25 protein-coding genes are annotated in these 23,205 nt (G+C 32.9%); 11 read left to right on the top strand and 14 right to left on the bottom strand.

Features of this window, described 5'->3' with window-relative positions:
* The first annotated feature begins 12 nt into the window (after nucleotides 1–12).
* A complete protein-coding gene (locus ACHRVX_RS07660) occupies nucleotides 13–459 on the top strand; it encodes a GNAT family N-acetyltransferase (RefSeq protein ID WP_395330899.1) in 447 nt (148 codons plus the stop codon).
* On the opposite strand, the gene ACHRVX_RS07655 is transcribed toward ACHRVX_RS07660, so the two are convergent.
* On the bottom strand, nucleotides 460–789 hold the full coding sequence (locus ACHRVX_RS07655) for a helix-turn-helix transcriptional regulator (protein WP_395330897.1): 330 nt from the start codon (nucleotides 787–789) through the stop codon (nucleotides 460–462).
* A gap of 291 nt (nucleotides 790–1,080) precedes the next feature.
* On the opposite strand from ACHRVX_RS07655, the gene ACHRVX_RS07650 reads away from it, so the two are divergent.
* The 4 genes from ACHRVX_RS07650 to ACHRVX_RS07635 all read left to right on the top strand — a co-directional run bounded on the left by ACHRVX_RS07650 (nucleotide 1,081) and on the right by ACHRVX_RS07635 (nucleotide 4,066).
* Nucleotides 1,081–1,269, top strand: a complete 189-nt coding sequence (locus tag ACHRVX_RS07650) for a hypothetical protein (RefSeq protein ID WP_395330895.1) — start codon at nucleotides 1,081–1,083, stop codon at nucleotides 1,267–1,269.
* A 59-nt stretch (nucleotides 1,270–1,328) separates the two neighbouring features.
* Nucleotides 1,329–1,808, top strand: coding sequence for a hypothetical protein (locus tag ACHRVX_RS07645; protein ID WP_395330893.1), 480 nt, complete (start codon nucleotides 1,329–1,331; stop codon nucleotides 1,806–1,808).
* Nucleotides 1,805–2,707 (top strand): alpha/beta hydrolase family protein, encoded by a 903-nt coding sequence (locus ACHRVX_RS07640; RefSeq protein WP_395330891.1) that lies wholly within the window; start codon nucleotides 1,805–1,807, stop codon nucleotides 2,705–2,707. The genes ACHRVX_RS07645 and ACHRVX_RS07640 overlap by 4 nt, the downstream gene beginning before the upstream one ends.
* A gap of 363 nt (nucleotides 2,708–3,070) precedes the next feature.
* Nucleotides 3,071–4,066, top strand: coding sequence for a hypothetical protein (locus tag ACHRVX_RS07635; protein WP_395330889.1), 996 nt, complete (start codon nucleotides 3,071–3,073; stop codon nucleotides 4,064–4,066).
* 62 nt (nucleotides 4,067–4,128) lie between these two features.
* Here ACHRVX_RS07635 and ACHRVX_RS07630 read toward each other — a convergent pair whose 3' ends face one another.
* From ACHRVX_RS07630 to ACHRVX_RS07610, 5 genes are all read right to left on the bottom strand, one after another.
* Entirely contained in the window at nucleotides 4,129–5,766 is a 1,638-nt protein-coding gene (locus tag ACHRVX_RS07630) for a S41 family peptidase (RefSeq protein ID WP_395330887.1), read from the bottom strand.
* 2 nt (nucleotides 5,767–5,768) lie between these two features.
* On the bottom strand, nucleotides 5,769–6,587 hold the full coding sequence (locus ACHRVX_RS07625; protein ID WP_395330885.1) for a DUF4349 domain-containing protein: 819 nt from the start codon (nucleotides 6,585–6,587) through the stop codon (nucleotides 5,769–5,771).
* An 81-nt stretch (nucleotides 6,588–6,668) separates the two neighbouring features.
* The gene (rnpA, locus tag ACHRVX_RS07620; protein ID WP_395330883.1) at nucleotides 6,669–7,073 is read right to left on the bottom strand and encodes a ribonuclease P protein component; all 405 of its coding nucleotides are present in this window, start codon (nucleotides 7,071–7,073) and stop codon (nucleotides 6,669–6,671) included.
* A 51-nt stretch (nucleotides 7,074–7,124) separates the two neighbouring features.
* Nucleotides 7,125–7,877, bottom strand: coding sequence for a hypothetical protein (locus ACHRVX_RS07615; protein ID WP_395330881.1), 753 nt, complete (start codon nucleotides 7,875–7,877; stop codon nucleotides 7,125–7,127).
* Entirely contained in the window at nucleotides 7,865–8,134 is a 270-nt protein-coding gene (locus ACHRVX_RS07610; protein ID WP_395330879.1) for a hypothetical protein, read from the bottom strand. Before ACHRVX_RS07610 ends, ACHRVX_RS07615 begins: the two co-directional genes overlap by 13 nt.
* Before the next feature lie 206 nt (nucleotides 8,135–8,340).
* Here ACHRVX_RS07610 and ACHRVX_RS07605 point away from each other — a divergent pair, with 206 nt between their 5' ends.
* From ACHRVX_RS07605 to ACHRVX_RS07595, 3 genes are all read left to right on the top strand, one after another.
* The gene (locus ACHRVX_RS07605; protein WP_395330877.1) at nucleotides 8,341–9,081 is read left to right on the top strand and encodes a lysophospholipid acyltransferase family protein; all 741 of its coding nucleotides are present in this window, start codon (nucleotides 8,341–8,343) and stop codon (nucleotides 9,079–9,081) included.
* 52 nt (nucleotides 9,082–9,133) lie between these two features.
* A complete protein-coding gene (locus tag ACHRVX_RS07600) occupies nucleotides 9,134–10,126 on the top strand; it encodes an acyl-ACP desaturase (protein WP_395330874.1) in 993 nt (330 codons plus the stop codon).
* 172 nt (nucleotides 10,127–10,298) lie between these two features.
* Nucleotides 10,299–10,952, top strand: coding sequence for an HD domain-containing protein (locus ACHRVX_RS07595; RefSeq protein WP_395330872.1), 654 nt, complete (start codon nucleotides 10,299–10,301; stop codon nucleotides 10,950–10,952).
* A gap of 472 nt (nucleotides 10,953–11,424) precedes the next feature.
* Here ACHRVX_RS07595 and ACHRVX_RS07590 read toward each other — a convergent pair whose 3' ends face one another.
* The 5 genes from ACHRVX_RS07590 to ACHRVX_RS07570 all read right to left on the bottom strand — a co-directional run bounded on the left by ACHRVX_RS07590 (nucleotide 11,425) and on the right by ACHRVX_RS07570 (nucleotide 15,786).
* Nucleotides 11,425–11,547 (bottom strand): FeoB-associated Cys-rich membrane protein, encoded by a 123-nt coding sequence (locus ACHRVX_RS07590; RefSeq protein ID WP_395330870.1) that lies wholly within the window; start codon nucleotides 11,545–11,547, stop codon nucleotides 11,425–11,427.
* A gap of 6 nt (nucleotides 11,548–11,553) precedes the next feature.
* Nucleotides 11,554–13,653: a ferrous iron transport protein B gene (gene feoB, locus ACHRVX_RS07585; protein WP_395330868.1), complete on the bottom strand. Its 2,100-nt coding sequence runs from the start codon at nucleotides 13,651–13,653 to the stop codon at nucleotides 11,554–11,556.
* A complete protein-coding gene (locus ACHRVX_RS07580) occupies nucleotides 13,653–13,892 on the bottom strand; it encodes a FeoA family protein (protein WP_017495803.1) in 240 nt (79 codons plus the stop codon). Before ACHRVX_RS07580 ends, feoB begins: the two co-directional genes overlap by 1 nt.
* A gap of 104 nt (nucleotides 13,893–13,996) precedes the next feature.
* A complete protein-coding gene (locus tag ACHRVX_RS07575; protein ID WP_395330866.1) occupies nucleotides 13,997–14,662 on the bottom strand; it encodes an SCO family protein in 666 nt (221 codons plus the stop codon).
* 200 nt (nucleotides 14,663–14,862) lie between these two features.
* Entirely contained in the window at nucleotides 14,863–15,786 is a 924-nt protein-coding gene (locus ACHRVX_RS07570; RefSeq protein ID WP_395330864.1) for a DMT family transporter, read from the bottom strand.
* Nucleotides 15,787–15,989: 203 nt separating this feature from the next.
* On the opposite strand from ACHRVX_RS07570, the gene ACHRVX_RS07565 reads away from it, so the two are divergent.
* Nucleotides 15,990–18,050, top strand: coding sequence for a M13 family metallopeptidase (locus tag ACHRVX_RS07565; protein ID WP_395330862.1), 2,061 nt, complete (start codon nucleotides 15,990–15,992; stop codon nucleotides 18,048–18,050).
* 204 nt (nucleotides 18,051–18,254) lie between these two features.
* The gene (locus tag ACHRVX_RS07560; RefSeq protein ID WP_395330859.1) at nucleotides 18,255–20,315 is read left to right on the top strand and encodes a M13 family metallopeptidase; all 2,061 of its coding nucleotides are present in this window, start codon (nucleotides 18,255–18,257) and stop codon (nucleotides 20,313–20,315) included.
* Between the two features lie 63 nt (nucleotides 20,316–20,378).
* Here ACHRVX_RS07560 and ACHRVX_RS07555 read toward each other — a convergent pair whose 3' ends face one another.
* The 3 genes from ACHRVX_RS07555 to hemB form a co-directional block, all read right to left on the bottom strand.
* Nucleotides 20,379–20,828 (bottom strand): GyrI-like domain-containing protein, encoded by a 450-nt coding sequence (locus tag ACHRVX_RS07555; protein WP_395330857.1) that lies wholly within the window; start codon nucleotides 20,826–20,828, stop codon nucleotides 20,379–20,381.
* Between the two features lie 76 nt (nucleotides 20,829–20,904).
* Nucleotides 20,905–21,306 carry a c-type cytochrome gene (locus ACHRVX_RS07550; RefSeq protein ID WP_395330854.1) on the bottom strand — a complete coding sequence of 134 codons (402 nt, stop codon included), beginning with the start codon at nucleotides 21,304–21,306 and terminating at the stop codon, nucleotides 20,905–20,907.
* A gap of 1 nt (nucleotide 21,307) precedes the next feature.
* Entirely contained in the window at nucleotides 21,308–22,300 is a 993-nt protein-coding gene (gene hemB, locus ACHRVX_RS07545; protein ID WP_395330851.1) for a porphobilinogen synthase, read from the bottom strand.
* 269 nt (nucleotides 22,301–22,569) lie between these two features.
* On the opposite strand from hemB, the gene ACHRVX_RS07540 reads away from it, so the two are divergent.
* Nucleotides 22,570–23,202: a hypothetical protein gene (locus tag ACHRVX_RS07540; RefSeq protein ID WP_395330849.1), complete on the top strand. Its 633-nt coding sequence runs from the start codon at nucleotides 22,570–22,572 to the stop codon at nucleotides 23,200–23,202.
* Nucleotides 23,203–23,205 lie beyond the last annotated feature (3 nt).

Raw genomic sequence — 23,205 nt, 5'->3', positions numbered from 1 at the left:
ATAGAGTAAAGAATGGAATTAAAATGGAAAATAAAGCCGTTTGAAGCATTAACGGTTCATGAGTTATATGATTTGCTCAAAGTACGAAGTGAGATCTTTGTATTAGAACAAAACTGTGTTTATTTAGACCTTGACGGAAAAGATAAGCAAGCATTACACCTAATTGGTGAATATGATAATAAAATTGTTGCTTATGCACGTTTATTTGATGCAGGAATAAGTTTTGATAATGCTTCCATTGGTCGCGTTGTAGTTGATGCCAATTATCGCGATAAAAAATGGGGACATGATTTAATGCGTGAAGCCATTGCAGGTATAAAATTAAACTTCAATAAAGATAAGATTACCATTGGTGCGCAGTTATATTTAAAGAAGTTTTACGAAAGCCATGGATTTGTTCAAACCAGTGAAATGTATCTTGAAGATGATATTCCGCATATTGAGATGATAAAAGAGTAATTAAAGATTTTTTAATTTTTTTAATTGTTCCTTTAGTTTCTTGTTCTCTTTTTTAAGCAGTTCAATATGTTCCATTACAAAATCAGGGATGTTAAAATAAACCATGTTTATTTCATCCCTTTTTTCTTTATTTTGTTCATCAGGTTCAAATATAACTTCTTTATTAACGCCCAATTCTTTGGCGATTTTTTTCCATTCTAATTCCGTAATGCTTGTACGCCCGCTTTCTCTGCGGCTATAATTAGATTGGGACATACCAATTAAATCAGCCAATTCTTCCTGAGAAAATCCTTTCGATAATCTTGCTTGTATAAGTTTTGTCTTGCTCATATTTGACTTTTTTTTCTGACAATATTAGACGAATTATAATTATAAAACAAAACTCCATATTGAATATTTTTTTTAATTTGATGAAATATCTTAATTTTTTGTAAGATATTGTTTTATTCTATAATTAATTATGCAAATAAATTCGCATAATTCCGCATAGGTTTAAGTTAGGCTAAGCTATAATTTTGACAATTGGTTTCTACATTACTTACATGTAACTTTTAGGTCGACATATTTGTTCTTGTTTATTAATAATGAAACAAAATTAATTAGTAACATAAAGATTTTATTATGAAATTAAGCTTAGAGGAATTAAAAGAAGAAATTATTAGCGAATTGGTGGAACTGAAAAAAGAAGAATTATCCAAAATTTCCGGAGGTAAAGGATGTTCAGGAAAGAGAATTGGGTGTGGTCCAGGCTACTGCGTTGGTGATTGCCCTGCAAATTGTCTGAACCATTGTATGGCTCAATCTCAATAAATATTAATTAATAGAAGCTGTTTAACATATTTAAACAGCTTCAAATATAATTAGAAAAAATGAAAAAGAAATGTACACTAGAAGATGCATTAGATTACCAAAATGAAGATGTCATTTTTAGATTTGTAAAAGTTTATAATGTTTCAGAAGAGCAATCGATTTTACTTTTTGAAGAAACAAAAAAATGGCTTTGGCTGTGTTATAAAGCTGTATATTCAGAAATAAAAACACCTCTGTTTATTGATGATTCAATTTTGATTATTGATGAAATGTGGCATAATTTTATTTTTTTTACAAAAGATTACGAAAGATATTGTTTAGATAAATTTGGCTTTTTTATTCATCATCTTCCAACCACAAAAAAGGAATCTGAAGAATGGAGACAAGACATTGAAAAAAATATCAAATCATATTTGAACAGTGTAGAGAATCAATATTCTATTATTTTCGATTTGCTTGGTAAAGAAACGCTCTTATTATGGTATAAAGATTTTGCAGAAAAGTATTCAAGTGAGAAAATTAAAGAACTTATTAGATGAAACGTTATCTACTTATACTTACTTTGATTTTTGTACTTGGCATAAATGCTCAGTCAAAAATAGAAACTAAAGACTATTCTATGATTGAAAGATTTCCTTTGGAAAAATACAGTAAAATGAAAAAAATCCAAAAGCATCTTGAAAATGTAAACATCTATGATATAACCTATAATTCTTTTGATAAAACAAAGGTCAAAGGGTTTTTATTATTACCAAATGAAGATGGAAAGAAGTATCCCGTTATCATCTTTAATCGTGGTGGAAATGGTAGTTATGGAATGGTCAATGATCAATATATTGTAACTTTTTTATCTAAAATTGCCAGTAAAGGATTTATTATTATTGCGTCTCAGTTAAGAGGATCAGAAGGAAGCGAAGGTGTCGATGAATTTGGAGGCAAAGATATTGATGATGTAATGTCACTATTTGCTATCATTAACAACATAGAAATAGCTGATACTTCTAAAATTGCGCAAATAGGCTGGAGTAGAGGAGGGATTACTAATTTTCAATTATTGAAAAGAACTAACAAAATCAGGACCACCATTAATATCGCCGGACCAAGTGATATTTTGAAAACAAAGAGAAAAGAAATGTTTGTTGTTTATCAAAACAGAATCAAAAATTATTTATTAGATTCTGTTTATTATTCCAATAAAATATCTCCTATCTTCCAGATAGATTCAATTTTAAATAAAAAAGAAAGCTTTCTGTTTATTCATGGAGATCAGGATGAGAAAGTACCAATTGCTCATAGTAGAGAACTTTATGGAAAGACTAAAGAATATGGCTATAAGTCAAAATTTATACTTTTTGAAAATTCAGAACATAGTTTATTCAATCAATTTGAAAAAGTGATAAATGACATTATCTCTTGGCTTAACTCAGAATTAATTTAGGAATGCCTTAGAATTAGGAATTCTAATTACTTACATTTTCAAAATGATACTAGTTAATGTTTATATATTTGGAAGATGATATTCCGCATATTAAGATGATAAGAAATAGATAAATTAAAAAGCCCAAAATCAGTGATTTTGGGCTTTTTAAATATAATGAATGCACACCTAAAATTAAAGTTTAAAATATTAGGACAATTCGTTTTGACTTAATCTGTTAGTTTAATGTCGTTTAGTGCTAAACAAGTAAAATATTTTAAAGTAATTTCGTTTTTTATTCTTTAACTAATTAATTTACAATGATTTATGATCATTGTTGAATATGGAAAATTGGTTTCAAAATGCAAATTCAAATACTTAAAAATGAATAGTAGTAACAACAGCATTGTATTTGTAAGTAGTCTTACTAATTATCAGTTAAACATCATAAAGCCACATCTTTTACAACGCTGGCCAGGATTCACTATCTATGTTTTTCGGATAATTCCTAAATATAGGTTTGCTTTCAATTATGATAATAATGTGCATCCGGCATTTTTCCCCGTCATTAAATTTCCGCAGTATACATCTAATGTTAAAAAATATGGGTTGGTATTGCATATTACAAATGAAAGTATAAAAGTCAAACGACACGGTGCAGTTAACATACTTAAAAATGCCGATACAATTTCATATTTAGGTGATTTATGGTATTCGTTTATTATTGATTATGATATTTTATTAAACGAATGTCTGGGTTTCCACGAAGCCAATAAAGAAAGGGTAGTGATTGTGCCTGAGATTTTTACCGGACCGGCAATTAGATATGCTCTTAACAATCCTATAACTACCGAAAATCCGCAATTTTACAAGTTACTGGATTCCGGTATGGCGAAACGCTTTTTTGATTACAATTATAATATTAATTCCCTGCATTTTTTTACTTTCTGTTTGCGCAAAATAGGAGTAGTGAAAAAAGACTACAATATTAGTAAATACTCATTGCAGCTTTTATATAAATTACATGAAAGACGACTAATGTCTACAGGTAAAGCCGTATTAATGGCACAGAACTGGAAAGGAAGCCGAACTTATCCAGCGTCCGTTTTTGGAATTGGTAATCCGCATTCGATTGGTTCAATTTTAAATGGACTTTTAGATTCAGGTTTATTGGAAAAAAATAAAAAGGAACTTTTAATTGTTAGTAAAGCAGGTAAGTCATTTTTAGAAATGCTCGATCCTGGATGCAGAGATATTGATTTGCCCGGCAAATTACAATTGTGGCAGGAAAATTGGCCTAATTCGAGAAATGAAATAGAAACATACATTATCAATTATTTCAGTAACCAAAAAGCTTTTATGCAAGATAGTATTGACTAGTAAGTTTATTGATTTTAAAGATGCTTGAATTAGTTCAATTTAAGCATCTTTAATAAGATTTTCTACATTTTTAAAATCGTTTTATACTCAGTTTGATTGTTTAAAACACCAACAGCTTTTTTAATTTCTGAGTTATTTTTAATATAATATTGGTATAAACCTTCCTGATATTGATATCTCTTTATCAGTTCTTCCTGAATCAGGTTTCTAATTTCCTTTTGATTTTTATCTAATAAAGTAGTTTCACTTTTTTCCAACGCTGCTAATAATTGCTGGTATTCCGGAGCAATAGTTTCATCTATTTTTTCATTTTTGGCAGCAGCCAAAGTATTTTTCAATGCTACTTCAGTTTCAGTATCAAAACTTATTTTATTTGCTTTCAGGTATTGTTTGAAACTCAGGTAATCAGCATCTGAAATTGTTGGAATTTTATCTCCTAAATTCGGATTCTTATAATAGTACGTTGTTGCATAGTCAAAGATTCCGTCGTTTCTTAATAACGCAGTCGTAATTGAACTCATTTTAGCTTCGTCTAATTCAATGTCCGGTAAAACACCACCACCATCATAAACCGTTCTTCCTTTTCGGGTTTTAAAAGCATTGAAGTTTTTAGCATCCGTTTTTTGAGCAACTCCGTTTTTATCCTTATGAGCATAATCCAGCGCCTGAATACAACGACCAGAAGGTGTATAATAGCGAGAAATAGTAACTTTTAATTGCGTTCCGTAAGTCAGGTCAACAGAACGTTGTACCAAACCTTTACCAAAACTACGGCTTCCCAGAATCACAGCACGATCTAAATCCTGTAAAGCTCCCGAAACAATTTCAGATGCTGATGCGCTTCTTCCGTTTACCAAAATTGCTAACGGAATTTCAGTATCTACAGGTTCTTTCGTTGTTTTATAAGTATTATTGTGTTTTTCGATTCTTGATTTTGTAGTTACAATAACTTCATTTTTCGGCACAAATAAATTACAGATATCAATTGCTTCGTTAAGTAAACCACCAGGATTTCCTCTTAAATCAAGAACAATTTGTTTAGCACCATCGGCTTTTAGCTTTTCAAGAGCGTCCTTTACTTCATTTGATGCTTTTCGGCTAAAGTGCGCTAAAACAATATAACCCGTTTTATCATCAATTTTGCCAAAGAACGGAACCGATTTAATATCCACTTCATCCAAAATCAATTCGGTTGTAAACGTTTTTCCCTGACGAAGATATTTTATAGTAATCTTAGTGTTTTTAGTTCCCTTCAATAATTGCGAAGCATCATCCTTAAAATCAGCAATTAAAACATCACCAATCTGAATAATTTCATCACCTGCTTTAAGTCCGGCTTTATCAGCAGGATAATTTTTATAAGGTTCACGAACAATTAAGCGATCTTTTTTTCTTGAAATCAAAGCGCCAATTCCGGTATATTCACCAGTATTATTGATCTTGAAGTTCACAACATCCTGCTCATTAAAATAAACAGTATAAGGATCTAAACTTCCTAACATGCTTTTAATGGCCTTGTCCATTAAATCGCCGGGATTAGTTTCATCGACATAATTAGTATTAACGGCTTTGAATAGTGTTGTGAAAATTTCGATTTGTTTGGCAATTTCAAAAAAGTCATCTTTGAAACTGGTTCCAATAAATAAAAATCCTGCCGCAACAGTGGGTATGATGAATTTCTTTTTGAAATAAGGATACATGATTATATTTTTTTTCTTTTAAATCTTTTTCTAATAAAATAAGCGAGTACGCAAAATAGTATAATAAACGGCCAAAGACTAACGATTGATATCAAAAATTCTGAAAGGCTAAAAAATCCGGATTGAATTGCCGTCCAGAGTTTAGATCCGTAAGAAGTTTTAACGCCTTCTTTTTGGGCAATGGTTTTGTAAAATTCAATTGTAACAGTACTTTCAGCAACGCGGCTTTCTAAATATTTCAGTTGTCCTTCTTTAGCTTCAATTTCTTCACGAATGGCTGAAATTTGTTTTTCAATTTCCAGAATCTCACTTATTTTCGTGGCTTTTTGAAGGATTTGAAGATATCGCTCTTCAAGTTTTCTTTTCGTCTTTAGTCTTGAAGTTAAGTCAATATATTGTTCGGTAACATTTTGAGAAGAAATATCTTTTCTTTCAAAATAAGAAACCCCTTTTGAAATAGCATTTACAAAGGAATCAAAATTTTGACTAGGAACACGAATAGTTAAATTTCTATAGATATTATCATAATCTTTTCCTTCAGAATCATTCTGTATGCTGGCTTTATTTGCTGCAATTGCAGTTTGAATTCGATTAAAAGTATCTTCCAGATTATCAGTTTCGAATCGAAGTGAAGCTTCTTTGATGATTTTTTGTGGAATTTGAGGAGAAGCAAGGTCAGCTTGTATATCTGAACTGGCAGCAGATTCATTTTTTGGAGCAAGCTTAATGGCACTAACTGCCATCTCTGCCATAGGTTCTTCATTTTTGCTGCAACCTGAAAAACTCAAAAGAACAAAGAATAAAAAGAAAATATATTTCATATCTAATTCAAATTAAAGCTAAAACTACAATTTTTTTATAATTCTGAATCTAATTTGATTCACAAAGTTGTAATTGAAGGATTACAAAATAGTTTTATCGTCAGAATCACTAGTTTTATTTACCTGAAGAAGGAATTTTTCAAACAGCTGAATCGTTTTTGTATTAATTTCTTCGTAAGATAACTTGTCTTTCGTCTGATAAAAAAACATAATAGAATACGGTTGTTCGATATTATCTAAAAGTAAATGTTTGTTCAATCGATACGTTTCTCGAAGGACGCGTTTGAAATAGTTGCGATCGACGGCTTTTTTAAAATATTTCTTAGAAACCGAAACACCCATTTTGATTTTTTCTTCTGCACCAACTTCCGCTTGACGGTAAACCAAACGCAACGGATATTTAGAAACCGATTTTCCATCAGAAAAAAGTAAATCAATTGTCGTTTTGCTCTTTAAGCGTTCATTTTTTGGGTAGGTAAAGTTCATTTAATTCAGAAAAAATTTGCAATTTTTACAGCAAAGGTACAATAGCTGTTTTTATATGAAGTGATTTAATACAAATTCTTTAAACCAATTTGGAAAATCTTCCTCATTTATATAAAGTTTTAGTGATTTAGCACCATTTATTTCAGCTATTAAAAGGAGTTTCTCTCCAGAATTATCAAATAGATACGCCTTATTTGAAATTTCTATTGCCGGAAATAAATTATTAAGAGTTCGTGTATATCGGTTTCTAATAATTTCACTGTCAACAGCATGTCCGCCTTTTTGAACTCTATTCTCAACACGGGAAATATTTACTTCAGGATCATCTATACATACAAAATAAAGATACGATGTATATCCTAAAGAATTTGCTTCAGTAATATCGTCTAATTTTGAAACGTGGCTCATGACAGTTTCAAAGCAAAAGCTTTTATTTTCTTTAAGGAGTTTTTCTCTTAAAAAAGAGGATATAAGTGAGCCTTCGTAGCTGTTGGGATTTTTTGAGATAGAAATTATAAAGTTTTCTTTTATCTCAAGAGATATTTGAAATCCTTTATCATTCGCCGTTTCAATTAAAGTTTTTGTGTTCTCTTTTTTGTAGAAATTTATTAATTCTTCATGAGATGATTTTATGTCATAAGAATCTAAATCTATTAAGCCTTTAGTTCTTAATATATTTTCTAAATGATCTGCATTTATAAAATGTCCGGTATTATAGTTTTTAGAAAATTCTTCAAAAAGAGTGCTTTTTCCAGATCCGTTTGGTCCTGCAAATATTCTCAGTCTTTTTTTTATCTCCTGCATAAAACCATTCCTTTTTTCAAACCTATTTCAGTAGTATGTTTTCCCTGAAGATCTCGAAGTATTTTAATTTCTCCGTTAGGAAGTTTTTCAATTAGTTTTTTTCCTGAGATTGATTTTATAGTTAGCCCTAAAGCTTTAGATTCTCTAATAGCATAACTTGAACTTCTTGAAGCAGATTTTATAAGAATATCTGTTTCATTAGTATTAAGTTTATCTTTATGTTGCTTTATTACAAAGCGGGCTATCTTACTTTTCATGTCTTACTTAAAAGAAGTTTAATTTCAAATTTACGATTTTTATCTGATTTAGAACAATCAAATATCCTGTGCGAACGTCATTTAATTCAAAAAAAATTTGCAATTTTATAGTACAAAGGTACAATTAAACAATAAAACGGTTATTGTTTTCAATTTTTATACGGCTAAAAATTTATTTATTACTTTTGGGCATTAATTTTTAAAGCATGCAAAAAATAATTTCATATCCAATATCTGCCATATACTACATAATATTTAGTTTGTGTTTGCTTGTATTTCATCCAATACAGTGGATTTGCCTAAATGTTTTTGGTTATCAGGCTCATAAAAAAAGTGTAGATTATTTAAATTTTTTCCTTTTAAGATGTACAAATCTTGTGGGAACAACGTATAAGATTGAAAACAGAGAAACAATTCCAACAGGAGTTCCTATTATATTTGTTTCTAATCACCAAAGCATGTACGATATCATAGCCATGATTTGGTACTTTAGACGTTTTCATTGTAAATTTGTAAGCAAGAAAGAGTTAGGAAGCGGAGTGCCAAGCGTATCTTTTAATTTACGCCACGGAGGATCTGTGCTAATTGACCGTAAAGACCCTAAACAAGCCATTCCGGCAATCAAAGGTTTGTCAGAATATATAGAAAAATACAAAAGGTCTGCGGTTATTTTTCCTGAAGGAACAAGAAGTAAGACAGGAAAACCGAAAGAATTCGCTCAAAATGGTTTGAAGATTCTTTGCAAATATGCACCTTCGGCGTATATAGTACCGGTAAGTATCAACAATTCATGGAAAATGGTGCGATATGGTTTTTTCCCTGTTGGTTTAGGAAATCGCCTTACCTTTACCGTTCATAAAGCTTTGGCAGTAAAAGACTATAATTTTGCCGATTTAATGGAAATGACAGAGAAGGCAGTTGTAGAAGGAGTAAACGAGTATAAATAGATTTATGGTTTAGAAATTATTCTAAGCATAAATCCCAAATCTAAAATAAGTAATGTCTATAAAAAACATTAGATTAGAAGTAATGCAGTTTTTGGAAAAAAACGTGGATAGCTTCGTTGAACAGTATTTAATTCCGGTAGAAAAAATTTGGCAGCCGTCAGACTTTTTACCTAATTCTGAAGGAGAAAATTTCTTTGAGGAGGTAAAAGAGTTACGTGAAATTGCCAAAGAATTGCCATATGATTTCTGGGTTACGCTTGTAGGTGATACAATTACCGAAGAGGCTTTGCCAACATACGAATCATGGTTAATGGACGTAGAAGGAATAAATCAAATAGAAAACGGTGGAAACGGTTGGTCAAAATGGATCAGACAATGGACTGGAGAAGAAAACCGACATGGTGATCTTTTAAATAAATACTTGTATTTGTCCGGTCGTGTTAACATGCGTGAAATCGAAATGACAACACAGCATTTAATCAACGACGGTTTTGATATTGGAACCGGATCTGACCCATACAAAAACTTTGTATATACCAGTTTCCAGGAATTAGCAACATATGTTTCACACAATAGAGTAGCTCAAATGGCGAAAAAATTTGGTGATAACAAGTTATCTAAAATGTGTAAAATGATTGCAGGTGACGAAATGCGTCATCACCATGCCTATAGCGAATTTGTTACCCGTATTTTTGCAGTGGATCCAAGCGAAATGATGTTAGCGTTTCAATACATGATGAAACAGAAAATCGTTATGCCGGCACACTTTTTAAGAGAATCAGGTCAAAAGATCAGTTCTGCTTTCGAACAGTTTTCTGATTCTGCACAACGTATTGGTGTTTACACCGCAAGCGATTATGTAGATATCATGCAGAAATTAATGGACAAGTGGGAAATTGATAAAATGTCCGGTTTAACAGATGAAGCTGAAAAAGCACGTGATTATTTAATGAAATTACCAGGTCGTATGTCTAGAATCTCTGAGAGATTAGTAATTCCGCAAGAATCACATATCTTTAAATGGGTGGAACCTGCCAGACTTTAATTTTAGATTTCTGATCTTAGAGTTTAGATTAAAAATATATTGTTGATTGTTGAAGTTAATAGCTTTGGCAATCAACATTTTTTATATAAAGATAATCTGTGTAAATCCGTTCAATCCGCGTCATCTGCGTGCCATTTCTCAATTCCATTTCTCAAAGCAACAAAAACATAATATGAATAATTTTGATTTAATAAACAAAACAATCTCTTTTGTAAAAGAAAAACTTAATGATGCCGAAGGAGGACACGATTGGTTTCATATCGAACGTGTATATAAAAATGCACAATTAATAGCAAAAGGAACAGAATGCAATTTACTTGTGGTTCAATTAGGAGCTTTGCTTCATGATATTGCCGACAGTAAATTTCATAACGGAGACGAAACAATCGGACCAAAAACAGCGCGCTTGTTTCTGGAATCTCAAAGTGTTTCAGAAGAAATTATTCAACATGTCGTGAACATCATCGAAAACATCTCTTATAAAGGCGGAAATTTTGAAAAGAAGTTCTCTTCAATAGAATTAGATATCGTTCAGGATGCGGATCGTTTAGATGCAATAGGAGCAATTGGAGTCGCAAGGGCATTCAATTATGGCGGATTTAAAAATCGTACCTTATATAACCCTGAAATTGCACCCGTAACCAATATGACAAAAGAAGAATACAAGAAGAATAATGCGCCAACGATAAATCACTTTTACGAAAAACTTTTACTTCTAAAAGATAAAATGAACACCGAAACCGGAAAACAAATTGCTGCCGAGAGGCATAAATACATGGAGTTATTTTTGGCTCAGTTCTATGCAGAGTGGGAGGGGATTAAATAGTTTTCAGTCTCAGTCTCAGTTTTCAGTAATAAAAAATGGCTTCAATTATGAAGCCATTTTTTTATGTTTTAATTCTAATTCTACCTTTATACATTGCTTTGTGAACTTCTAGCAAAGCTAGATTTATGGATAATACAAAAAAATCTTTGCGGACTTCGACTTCGCTCAGTCTGACAATAAAAACTCTTTGCGAAACTTTGCGAATCCTTCGTGAATCTCTGTGGCAGAAAATCTTTGATTGCTTCTCCGAAGTTTCTGAATCGCTCAGCTTAACAAACATGCTAAAAAACTCTTTGCGAAACTTTGCGAATCCTTCGTGAATCTCTGTGGCAGAAAATCTTTGCTTGCTTCTCCGAAGTTTCTGAATCGCTCACCTTAACAAACATGCTAAAAAAATCTTTGGGAAACTTCGTGAATCTCTGTGGTAGAAAAACCTCAGAACCTTAGTCCCTCTGCACCTTTGTACCTTCCTCTAAGAACATCCACAATTTCCATCCCCGCAATCCTTTTTCTTTCTGGATTTCCAAAAGAACTTTTTGATCAAAAATCCTACGGCAATAAATAATATAACGAAGGCAATAATTTCTTGCACCATAATCGTTTATTTTAAAAGTTGATAAGCAAGCAACGCAACAAAATAAGCAAGACCACTCATTAAAACAAGCTGCATAGCCGGCCATTTCCATGAGTTGGTTTCTTTTTTAGTAATGGCAAGCGTACTCGCACATTGCATAGCAAAAGCGTAAAATAATAGCAATGAAATTCCAGAAGCAAAATTGAAGATCTTCTGACCCGTTTCAGGATTTATTTCCTCCTGCATTTTGCTTTTTATAGTTGCTTCATTATCGCTGCTTCCCACGCTGTAAATTGTAGCAAGAGTTCCCACGAAAACCTCACGTGCAGCAAATGAACTGATAATCGCAATGCCAATTTTCCAATCGTAACCTAACGGTGAAATGGCAGGTTCAATCGCTTTACCCATAATCCCGATATATGAATTCTCTAATTTCTGTGAAGCCACTTCGTTTTCAAAAGTTGCTTCGTCAATTCCTGTGTTGACAAATCTTTCTTTTACAATTTCTTCCGCTTCGTTAAAATTTCTTCCGGGTCCGTAAGAGGCTAAAAACCATAAAATAACAGATATCGCTAAGATGATTTTTCCTGCTCCAACAACAAATGCTTTTGTTTTTTCGACAACATTGATCGCAACATTCTTGAAAAGCGGTAATTTATAACTCGGCATTTCGACAACGAAATACGTTTTAGCACTAATTTTTAATATTTTGTTTAAGATATAAGCCGAAAGAATTGCAGTACCAAAACCTAGCAAGTATAATAACATCAAAGCCAATCCCTGCAGATTTAGAAATCCAAAAAGACGTTCATTTGGTATAACCAAAGAAATAATAATAGTATAAACCGGTAATCTGGCAGAACAAGTCGTGAACGGCGTTACTAATATCGTAATAAGGCGTTCTTTCCAGTTTTCAATATTTCGGGTTGCCATAATTGCCGGAATCGCACAGGCGGTTCCTGAAATTAAAGGCACAACACTTTTTCCTGAAAGTCCAAATTTACGCATGATTTTATCCATCAAAAAGACAACACGACTCATGTATCCGCTTTCTTCCAAAATGGAAATAAACAAAAACAAGAAGGCAATTTGCGGAATAAAAATAATAACGCCGCCAATTCCGGGTACAATTCCCTGCGAAAGTAAATCAGTTAAAATACCGCTGGGTAATTCCTGCGCTACCCAACTGCTTAAAGAAGCAAAAGTGCTGTCAATGAAGTCCATCGGGATAGTTGACCAGCTAAAAATCGATTGAAAAATGACAAATAAAATAGCTAAGAAAATAACATAGCCCCAAACTTTATGCGTCAAAACACGATCAAGTTTGGCTCTGATGTCTTTTGCCATCGTGGCATCGACTTTTAAACCTTCTTTCAAAACATCATTGATGAATTGATATCTTTTAATAGTTTCTTTTTGCTGTAAACGCTTTAATTCTGAATGCGACTTTGTAAAAGTGCTTCTGATTTCATTTCGGTCTAAATTCGAAAAGTTAACATCCTGCGTAATCACCAGCCATAATTTATATAAAAGCTGATTGGGAAAAGCATGTTGTAATTTTTTAAAATACTCAGCATCAATAACCGAAGCGTTTAAACAAGGCTGATGCGGAATCGTTTTATAAGAAACAATTAATTCTTTTAATTCGTCAATTCCCAAACCTTTACGAGAACTTACAAGAGCAATTTTAGTCTGAAGTTTTTCTTCCAGATACGGAATATCTAACGTAATTCCTTTACTTTCCATACGATCCGACATATTTATCACTAAAATAGTCGGAATTTCAAGGTCTTTTATCTGAGTATAAATTAGTAAATTTCGTTTCAGGTTTTCAACATCTGTAACAACTACCGCAACATCAGGATATAATTTGTCATTTTTGTTTAATAAAAGTTCAATCACAACACTTTCGTCCATAGAACTTGCGTTCAGACTATAGGTTCCGGGTAAATCCAGAATGTTAGCTTTGATATTATGAGGAAGTTTACAAAATCCGATTTTTTTCTCAACCGTAATTCCGGGATAATTCCCAACTTGTTGATTTAGTCCTGTAAGCTGATTGAAAACGGAAGTTTTTCCTGTATTTGGATTCCCAATAAGGGCAACATTAATATTTTGAATGCTCATTACAAATTGGTTTTGATAAGTTCAACTTCAATTTCACGAGCAGTTTCAACACGAATGGCTACGTGCGAACCATTGATATCTAAATATAACGGATCTCCAAAAGGAGCAATTTGAAGTAATTCAACTAAATTTCCCGGCAAACATCCCATCTCTAATAATTTTAAAGGAATCAAATCGATATCAAAATCTTTGATAATGGCTTTTTCGCCTTTTTTCAGGGTATGTATTGTATTTTGCAAAGCTTATTTAGATTGAATTTAGATTGCAAAAGTAGGCAATTATTCTTTATTCAAAGGTATTTAACACTTTTCTAAATGCTAAATGTTTCTAAAAATAAGAGATTTTACTCGTGACACAAGAAATCGATGTCTTCTAAAAGTCGTTTGATTTCCTCTTTGTTTGTTCCGTCATAAAAACCGCGAACACGTCTTTTTTGATCCACTAAAACAAAATTCTCAGTATGAACCATATCATACAATTGATCCGGGCGACCTAGTTTCACCGCCAAATACGATTTTCTGGCCATTGTATAAATTTCTTTTTTATCTCCGGTAACCAGATTCCATTTACTGTCAACAACATGATGTTTTATAGCATAAGCTTTTAAAACCGGAATACTGTCAACTTCAGGAAAAACGGTATGTGAAAGCAACATTACCTTTGGATTATTTAAAATTGATTTTTGAACTTCTTCAAGATTCGTTGACATTTTTGGGCAAATAGAACCGCAGGTTGTAAAGAAAAAATCAGCAACGTAAATTTTTCCTTCGTAGTTTTTTTGAGTAATCGTATCACCGTTTTGGTTTACAAACTTAAAATCTGCAATGGTATGGTATTTACTTTTGTATTGAATTGTACTGTCAACCAATTCAGGATTTACGTCAGCAGGATTATAAATTGGTAATGTTTTTTGTGGCTTTAAGGCCGAATAAAATAAGGATATGGTTACAGCTGAAAATACAATTAGAACAATAAAGAATTTTCGGTATTTGTACAGAAACGATTTCATAAAAACAATTTGGCGCAAAAATACAAAAAGCACTTTTTAAAACGCTAATTAAGTATTGCTTTTAATAACACAACATATTCTAAAAAAGGTTTTTGCCACGAATTCCACCAATTTTCACTAATCTAAAACTTTCTTTTTTTGCAATTCATCTAAATCTTGAGAAAAAAAATTCGCGCTAATTCGTGAAATTCGTAGCAAACTTACTTTTTAATTTTCCGGATAGATTTATTGACCATATAAACCCCCGTTAAAGTTACAACTGCACCAATGGCGATTGCCCCGGTTAAGGTTTCTCCAAAGATAAAAGCGCCCAAAACCATTGCTACAATGGGATTGATGTAAACATAAATACTGCTTATTTCAGTAGGAAGATTTTGCAATGAATAAATAAAAGCGATAAAAGTTAAAACCGATCCTACAAGCACCAGATAAACAATTGCCCACCATGAAGGCATTGGAATTTCGCTAAGCGGAATATTAATTCCTGAAGCTTCCGTAATTCCGAATAAAAACACACTTGAAATCAGCATTTGCAATCCTAAACTGAAGTACGGATTAAAACTCAGTGCTTTTTTCTTTGTTTGCAAGAGTCCAAAAGCCCACGTAAAAGTTGAAACAACCATTAGAATAATTCCGAATTGAAATTCAGGTTTTAAAATATCAGCAATATAATCGATGAAAATGATACAAATACCTCCAAAACTAATCAGAATTCCAAACAAAGCCATTCGTGCAATTTTATGACCGTTAAAAAAATTGATAATAATAATCCAGATTGGGAAAAGCGCAGTAATTATGGCGCCTAATCCGCTGCTCATGTATTTAACGCCCCAAGTGCTCAGACCATTACTTAATACAAAATTCAAAAAAGCCAGAACTAAAATCGTACGCCATTGTTTGCCTTTTGGCCAGGGCTCTTTCTTTAAAAAAAAATAACCCACATATAATATTCCGCCTAAAAACTGACGAATAGTAACCAATTGCAACGCCGGCATATATCGTACACCTTCTTTTGAAGCCAGCCAGGTTGTTCCCCAAAAAAAACTCACCCAACATAATGCCAATATAGGTAATCCGATAGCATCAATTTTTCCTGAAGCAGCACTATGTATTCTTGTTTTCATTTGTCTTAAATTCGATTAGCAAATATTCCGAAAACAATTTTAATAAACAGTAGAAAACAAACTTTAAATACATGAAAATATTCGATGGTTTGTATTCAGAATGTTGTCATAATTTTGCGTTTTTGCGATTATTTAAAAAATTTTAACATAGCATTTCAAATATTAGGAATACGTTTGTATAAAGACCAAAAATTTAAATATAAATGAAAAAACAACTTAGCAGACCTTTGTTCTGCGCCTTATTTATGACGGTTTCATTTACAGCTGTTAAAGCTCAAAATGCAACTGCAAAGGAACCGGGTATCAATGTTTCATATATGAATAGTAAAATTAGTCCAAGTCAGGATTTCTTTCAATATGTAAACGGAACATGGCTTGAGCAAACTCAAATTCCTAATGACCGTACAACCTGGGGAAGTTTTAATGAACTGATCAAGAAAACAGATAAAGATGCAATGTCGATACTTAAAGACGCATCTAAAAATCCCAAATATAAATCAGATACAGATCAGGGAAAAGCAGTTAATTTATTCTCAACAGTTTTAGATACAGTTGGAAGAAACAAAGCTGGAATTACACCTTTACAGCCTTACTTTAAAAAAATTGATGCTATTAAAAATGTAGCTGATCTTCAAAAGTATTTAGTTGAAATGGAGCAGGAAGGCGGTTCTGGTTTCTTTGGAATATATATTGGAGCTGATGAAAAAAACAGTTCTAAAAATACTGTTAGTCTTGCAGTAAACAGATTAGGGTTACCGGATAAAGATTATTACACCTCTGAAGATAAAGATTCTAAAGAAAAACGTGCCAAGTACGAGCTTCATGTGGCAAAAATGATGCAGTTTATTGGGGAATCTCCTGAGAAAGCAAAACAAAGTGCAGCTGAGATTTTGGCTTTGGAAACTGAATTGTCAAAACCAAGATTAAACCGCGTTGAAAGCAGAGACAGTCGTTTGCAATATAACCCAATGACAATTGCCCAACTTCAAAAACTAACTCCGGCGATTAAGTGGGATGCTTATTTTACAGGTCTTGGATTGGCAAAGTTAGAAACAGTAGTGGTTATGGAGCCTAAATATATGAAAGCTTTACAAACTGTTTTTACTGAAAACAAAGTAGCACAATGGAAAGAATATTTGAAATGGGATTTGCTAAATTCAAATTCAAAAAAATTATCTACAGATATTGAAACAGCCAGTTTTGATTTTTACAGCAAAACATTACGCGGTGCTATCAAACAATTGCCGCGTGAAGAAAAAGCATTGGAAATTGTAAATACAACTATTGGTGAAGCACTTGGAAAATTATATGTAGAAAAAGTATTTCCTGCTGAAGCAAAAACGAAAGCAGTTGATATGATTCACAATGTTATTTTAGCGTACCAGAATCGTATTAATAATTTGACATGGATGTCTGCGGCAACAAAAGTGAAAGCAAATGAAAAATTAAATAAAATCACGATAAAAGTTGGTTATCCTGATAAATGGAAAGATTATTCGGCACTTGAAATTAAAAGTGTTGCCGAAGGTGGAAGTTATTTTGAAAATGACCGTAATCTTGACAAATGGAATTTTAAAAAGGGAATCGAAAAATTAGATAAACCGGTCGATAAAACAGAATGGGGAATGTCTCCGCAAACTGTAAATGCTTATTACAACCCGTCTTATAACGAGATTGTGTTTCCAGCTGCAATTTTACAACCTCCTTTCTACAATTACCAAGCTGATGAAGCGGTTAATTATGGCGGAATTGGAGCTGTTATTGGTCATGAAATTTCTCATGGTTTTGATGATTCAGGAGCACGTTATAATGCCGAAGGAAATTTAGTAGACTGGTGGACGCCAGAAGATCTAAAACAATTTACAGTACTTGGAACTGCTTTGGCAGATCAGTATAGTGCTTTAGAACCTTTGCCTGGAATTCACGTTGACGGTAAATTTACTCTGGGTGAAAACATTGGGGATTTAGGCGGAATTAATGCTGCTTATGATGGTTTGCAATTGTATTTAAAATCGCATCCACATCCTGGATTAATTGATGGATTTACTCCTGAACAACGTTTCTTTATTTCATGGGCAACTGTATGGAGAACAAAAACCAGAGATGAAGCACTTAAAAATCAGGTAAAAACAGATCCGCACTCTCCTGGAATGTACAGAGCAGTGGTGCCAATTCAAAACGTTGATGCTTTCTACGATGCCTTCGCTATTAAAAAAGGAGACAAAATGTATGTGAGCCCGGAAAAACGAGTTAAAATCTGGTAATTTATATATTATTAACGGCGCTGATTCAGCGCCGTTTTTTATTTAATAAAGTAATATTGAAATTGTAGTTTATAAATATAATTTGGTTAAAATTCATTTTTGTAATAGCATCAATAATTTTGGACTTAATTATTAGAAAAATTTAACATAAATTATGAAATAATTAGAATATGTTTGTGGATATACTAAAAACGATAAATTAAAATGATTAAACAACTACGAAATCCTATGTTTTGTGTTGTTTCTGCAATGATTACCATAACTGCAGTAAACGCTCAAAATGCAAAACCTAAAGAGCCGGGCATCAATCTTTCTAACATGGACACTAAAGTTAGTCCGGGACAAGATTTCTTCCGTTATGTTAACGGAGCCTGGTTAGACAAAACTGAAATTCCAGGTGATAGAAATTCATGGGGAAGTTTCAATGAATTACGTCAAAAGACAGATAACGATGCACTTGCAATCTTAAAAGAAGCATCAAAAGATCCTAAGTACAAATCAAGTACAGATCAGGGAAAAGCAATTGCTTTATTTAATACTATTTTAGATACTGTAGGACGTAATAAAAGAGGTATAACACAACTTCAGCCTTACTTAAAGAAAATCGATGCAATTAAAAACGTAACTGATTTGCAAAATTTCTTTGTTGAAATGCAACCTCAGGGCGGTATTGGTTTTTTTGGAGTTTATGTAGGAGCTGATGCAAAAAACAGTAATAAAAACTCGGTTAACTTAAGCCCCGGAGGTTTAGGATTATCTGATAAAGATTACTATAACTCTGATGATAAGGATTCAAAAGAAAAACGTGAAAAATACGAAGTACACGTTGCCAGAATGATGCAGTTTATTGGAGAATCTCCGGCAAAAGCAAAAGAAAGTGCCAAACAAATATTAGCGCTGGAAGTTGAATTGTCTGCTCCAAGATTAGACCGTGTTGAACGCAGAGATCGCAGAAAACAATACAATCCAACAGCTGTTGCTGATTTAAAAAAGAATACACCTTCAATTCAATGGGAAAAATATTTCACAGGAATTGGAATGTCTAAATTAGATACAGTAAATGTTGCGCAGCCACGTTATATGGTTGCTCTTGAGAAAACTTTTACTGAAAAGAAAGTAGAAGCATGGAAAGAGTATTTGAAATGGTCGTTATTAAACAGAACTGCTTCAACTTTAACTACAGATATTGAAAATGCTAATTTCGATTTCTACGGAAAAACATTAACAGGAGCATTAAAACAACGTCCTCGTGAAGAAATGGCATTGCAGGTAATTAACGGTGCAACTGGAGAAGCTTTAGGAAAATTGTATGTAGAGAAATTATTCCCTGCTGAAGCAAAAGATAAAGCGAAGAAAATGATCGCTAATGTAATGTTAGCTTACAAAAACAGAATCAATGCTTTGCCTTGGATGTCTGCTGAAACAAAAGTTAAGGCAATTGAGAAATTGAATAAATTAACTATTAAAATTGGATATCCTGACAAATGGAAAGATTATTCAGCTTTAGAACTTAAAAATGTGAATGAAGGCGGAACTTATTTTGATAACATGAAAAACATATCAAAATGGGCGTATGCTGAAAATTTAGCTAAATTGGGTAAACCGGTTGATAAAACAGAATGGGGAATGTCTCCACAAACTGTAAACGCTTATTTCAATCCATCTTATAACGAGATTGTTTTCCCTGCTGCAATTTTGCAACCACCTTTCTACAATTACCAAGCTGATGAAGCGGTTAATTATGGTGGAATTGGAGCTGTAATTGGACATGAGATTTCTCACGGATTTGATGATTCAGGTGCGCGTTACAACGCAGATGGTAATCTTGTTGACTGGTGGACACCGGAAGATTTAAAACAGTTTACGGCTCTTGGCGGAGAACTTGCTGCTCAATACAGCGCATTAGAACCATTGCCAGGAATTCACGTAGATGGTAAATTTACTTTAGGTGAAAACATTGGAGATTTAGGTGGTACAAATGCTGCTTATGATGGTTTGCAATTGTATTTAAAAGAAAATGGAAATCCTGGATTAATCGACGGATTTACTCCTGAGCAACGTTTCTTTATTTCATGGGCTACCGTTTGGAGAACTAAATCAAGAGACGAAGCTATAAAAAGCCAGGTTAAAACTGATCCGCACTCTCCGGGAATGTACAGAGCTGTTGTGCCAATTCAGAATTTAGATACTTTTTACCAGGCTTTCGGAATTAAGAAAGGGGATAAAATGTACATAGAACCAGAAAAAAGAGTTAAAATCTGGTAATCTATAATAATTACAATAAAATAAAAAACGGCGCTAATTTAGCGCCGTTTTTGTTTCTGTGTTTTATTGTATTGCGATATAAATATCAACCTCTGCATCTTTAATGTTTTTGGATTTCTCTCCATAAACTTCAAAATCTGCAGTGAAACTTCGATCTAAATCTGAGTTCCAGATTTCAAGCCATTTGTTGTAAACCATACCTTCGGCCAGATTTCCTTTGGCAATCAGCAGTTCGTAATGGGCTGTTTCAATTGTTTTTCCCATCATATTTTCCGGAATCACATCTAAACTATCCACTTTACAACCCAAAATAGTGGTATAAGGTTGAGTATGATCTTTTTCGTAATCAGTATAAATGCAAAAAACAGCATCCGAAACTTTGTTTGGAATTTTATGCTGGATTTCCTCCGTTATAAATTTATTCCAAAGAGCAGGAATATCTTCTCCTGATTTCCCGTTTTCGTTTGTAGTTCTTACCGAAATACCAATTACACTGAATTTTTGACTGATCATTTTGCTTTCATTTTAAATTAAGCTGTAAATGTAAAATGATGCAATGACAAGAGTATGTCAGCAGTAATTGAAAATATTACTTTAAATAGCTGTAAATATAGCTTTCTATCGCTTTTAATTCCTCATCAGACATTGCCTGTGTTATTGGAAAGTTCGTTTTCATCACCGCAAATTGATCGGGATCAACAATTGGATCTGCATTTCCTTTTAGAAAAGTAACAATATTGCCTTTTTTATCTTTGTAAATTTTAGCAATTTCCTGAAGACTTGGTCCAATTACTTTTTGATCAGCCTGATGACATGAAATACAATTTCCCTGTCCTTCAAAAATTTGTTTCCCCAAAGCTTCCGGAGTTTTGGCTTCCGCCGAATGTCCCTCTGAATAATTCTCAGTTGGATCCTGAACCGAAGTTTCAGTAGTTTCTTTTTTACAAGATGTAAAAGCTAAAACGGCAGCTAAAAATAAAATATTTTTCATGTTATCTATTTAAAAGTAAAGCAGCTTCTTTGGCAAAATAAGTAGAGATAATACTTGCTCCTGCACGCTTAATGCAATAAAGTTGCTCTATCATAATTTTGTCATGATCTAACCATCCTCTTTCCGCTGCGGCCTTTACCATAGCGTACTCACCAGATACCTGGTATACGGCAACCGGAACATGAACTGCATTTTTTACTTCACGAACGATGTCTAAATAAGCAATTCCCGGTTTCACCATTACAATATCTGCACCTTCTTCAACATCTAATAATGCTTCACGAATTCCTTCAATTCGGTTCGCATAATCCATTTGATATGTCTTTTTGTCTTTCGGGATATTTTGAGAATCTACCGGAGCAGAATCTAATGCATCACGAAAAGGGCCGTAAAATGCCGAAGCATATTTTGCACTATAACTCATGATTCCAACATTGTGATGTCCGTTTTCTTCTAATGCTTTTCTGATTGCTAAAACACGTCCGTCCATCATGTCGCTTGGCGCAACAAAATCGGCTCCGGCCTCAGCATGACTTAAACTCATTCTGGTTAAAGCATCAACTGTTGCATCATTAATTAATTGACCGTTTTCGATAATTCCGTCGTGACCATAAATTGAATAGGGATCTAAAGCAACATCCGGCATTACAATCATTTCAGGAACAGCATCTTTAATGGCGCGAATAGTTTGTTGCATTAAACCATCCTTATTCCAGGCTTCAACACCTTTATTATCCTTTAAATTATCACTTACTTTTACATAAATATTTACCGCTTTGATACCTAAATCCCAAGCTTCTTTAACTTCTTTGATAGTATTATCTAACGAATGTCTGTAAATTCCGGGCATTGACGGGATAGCAACTTTTACGTCTTTTCCTTCGGCAACAAACATTGGAAGCATAAAATCTTGCGGACTCAAACTTGTTTCACGAACTAGAGAACGAATAGATTCATTGGTTCTTAAACGGCGGTTTCTTTGTAATGGGAACATATAATTTTAGATTTTAGATTTTAGATTTAGATTTTAATCTGATTCTTTTTTACATACATCGGATTAAATCAGTGTTTCTAAAACGGAGTTGTTTTTTTGAAGATTATTCAACTTTTTAATGTGGTGCAAAGTTAAAGAAAAATCAACAGAATAAGGTGTTTACGTTCAGCCGGAATCCGTTAATATTATCTAAAATTTACATTTTTACAGATTACATTAAGAATTGAATTTACTATTGCTTTTAGAAAATTTCCGATTAAATTTGCCAAATGAAGAAATTTCTCGCTTTATGCTGTTGTTTACTCTTAACAAGTTGTTTCGAAATAACAGAAAGAATCAAACATCACTATGATCAAAGTGGCGAATATACGCTGATGGTCGACTTTTCAAAATCCTGGTTCAAGACAAAATCAGCTATTTGGCTCGAAGAAGTCGATGGCGTTAAAATTCCTAACGAACAGGAAATCACTAAAAAACTCGAAGACTTTAAAGCAAAAGCTTCAAAAATTGACGGCGTTTCAAATGTCACTACAAAAACTGATTTTCAAAATTATGTTTTCATTATCAAACTTAATTATGCAAATGTCAAAGCACTTAATGCCGTTGTCAATAGCATAAATAATCAAAGCGATCAGATTCATTTTAGCAGTAATGTCAAAAACTTCGAAAGGATTGCATCGTATCCAATTCCTGAAAAACTGATAAAAGACTCCAAGAAAAAACAAGATCTTGAAGCGGCTAGTATAATTTCTATTTACACATTTGATAAAGATGTCCAGGCAGTAGAAAATCCAAACAGTAAAATTTCCAAAAACAAAAAGACCGTATTTTTAAAACAAAGTATGTACAGCGTACTTAAAAAATCGGCATTAATGAACAATACCATCCAATTAACCCCTTGATTT

Origin of the sequence: Flavobacterium sp. FlaQc-47 (assembly GCF_044006475.1) — a bacterium.
Lineage (GTDB): Bacteria > Bacteroidota > Bacteroidia > Flavobacteriales > Flavobacteriaceae > Flavobacterium.
The sequence above is the reverse complement of the archived record's forward strand: the minus strand, read 5'-3'. Positions and strand labels throughout refer to the sequence as shown.

What these genes read in the sequence shown, in the direction of transcription:
- ACHRVX_RS07660 (WP_395330899.1), top strand. Translation starts at nt 13, where the DNA reads ATGGAATTAAAATGGAAAATAAAGCCGTTTGAAGCATTAACGGTTCAT.
- ACHRVX_RS07655 (WP_395330897.1), bottom strand. Translation starts at nt 789, where the DNA reads ATGAGCAAGACAAAACTTATACAAGCAAGATTATCGAAAGGATTTTCT.
- ACHRVX_RS07650 (WP_395330895.1), top strand. Translation starts at nt 1,081, where the DNA reads ATGAAATTAAGCTTAGAGGAATTAAAAGAAGAAATTATTAGCGAATTG.
- ACHRVX_RS07645 (WP_395330893.1), top strand. Translation starts at nt 1,329, where the DNA reads ATGAAAAAGAAATGTACACTAGAAGATGCATTAGATTACCAAAATGAA.
- ACHRVX_RS07640 (WP_395330891.1), top strand. Translation starts at nt 1,805, where the DNA reads ATGAAACGTTATCTACTTATACTTACTTTGATTTTTGTACTTGGCATA.
- ACHRVX_RS07635 (WP_395330889.1), top strand. Translation starts at nt 3,071, where the DNA reads ATGAATAGTAGTAACAACAGCATTGTATTTGTAAGTAGTCTTACTAAT.
- ACHRVX_RS07630 (WP_395330887.1), bottom strand. Translation starts at nt 5,766, where the DNA reads ATGTATCCTTATTTCAAAAAGAAATTCATCATACCCACTGTTGCGGCA.
- ACHRVX_RS07625 (WP_395330885.1), bottom strand. Translation starts at nt 6,587, where the DNA reads ATGAAATATATTTTCTTTTTATTCTTTGTTCTTTTGAGTTTTTCAGGT.
- rnpA (WP_395330883.1), bottom strand. Translation starts at nt 7,073, where the DNA reads ATGAACTTTACCTACCCAAAAAATGAACGCTTAAAGAGCAAAACGACA.
- ACHRVX_RS07615 (WP_395330881.1), bottom strand. Translation starts at nt 7,877, where the DNA reads ATGCAGGAGATAAAAAAAAGACTGAGAATATTTGCAGGACCAAACGGA.
- ACHRVX_RS07610 (WP_395330879.1), bottom strand. Translation starts at nt 8,134, where the DNA reads ATGAAAAGTAAGATAGCCCGCTTTGTAATAAAGCAACATAAAGATAAA.
- ACHRVX_RS07605 (WP_395330877.1), top strand. Translation starts at nt 8,341, where the DNA reads ATGCAAAAAATAATTTCATATCCAATATCTGCCATATACTACATAATA.
- ACHRVX_RS07600 (WP_395330874.1), top strand. Translation starts at nt 9,134, where the DNA reads ATGTCTATAAAAAACATTAGATTAGAAGTAATGCAGTTTTTGGAAAAA.
- ACHRVX_RS07595 (WP_395330872.1), top strand. Translation starts at nt 10,299, where the DNA reads ATGAATAATTTTGATTTAATAAACAAAACAATCTCTTTTGTAAAAGAA.
- ACHRVX_RS07590 (WP_395330870.1), bottom strand. Translation starts at nt 11,547, where the DNA reads ATGGTGCAAGAAATTATTGCCTTCGTTATATTATTTATTGCCGTAGGA.
- feoB (WP_395330868.1), bottom strand. Translation starts at nt 13,653, where the DNA reads ATGAGCATTCAAAATATTAATGTTGCCCTTATTGGGAATCCAAATACA.
- ACHRVX_RS07575 (WP_395330866.1), bottom strand. Translation starts at nt 14,662, where the DNA reads ATGAAATCGTTTCTGTACAAATACCGAAAATTCTTTATTGTTCTAATT.
- ACHRVX_RS07570 (WP_395330864.1), bottom strand. Translation starts at nt 15,786, where the DNA reads ATGAAAACAAGAATACATAGTGCTGCTTCAGGAAAAATTGATGCTATC.
- ACHRVX_RS07565 (WP_395330862.1), top strand. Translation starts at nt 15,990, where the DNA reads ATGAAAAAACAACTTAGCAGACCTTTGTTCTGCGCCTTATTTATGACG.
- ACHRVX_RS07560 (WP_395330859.1), top strand. Translation starts at nt 18,255, where the DNA reads ATGATTAAACAACTACGAAATCCTATGTTTTGTGTTGTTTCTGCAATG.
- ACHRVX_RS07555 (WP_395330857.1), bottom strand. Translation starts at nt 20,828, where the DNA reads ATGATCAGTCAAAAATTCAGTGTAATTGGTATTTCGGTAAGAACTACA.
- ACHRVX_RS07550 (WP_395330854.1), bottom strand. Translation starts at nt 21,306, where the DNA reads ATGAAAAATATTTTATTTTTAGCTGCCGTTTTAGCTTTTACATCTTGT.
- hemB (WP_395330851.1), bottom strand. Translation starts at nt 22,300, where the DNA reads ATGTTCCCATTACAAAGAAACCGCCGTTTAAGAACCAATGAATCTATT.
- ACHRVX_RS07540 (WP_395330849.1), top strand. Translation starts at nt 22,570, where the DNA reads ATGAAGAAATTTCTCGCTTTATGCTGTTGTTTACTCTTAACAAGTTGT.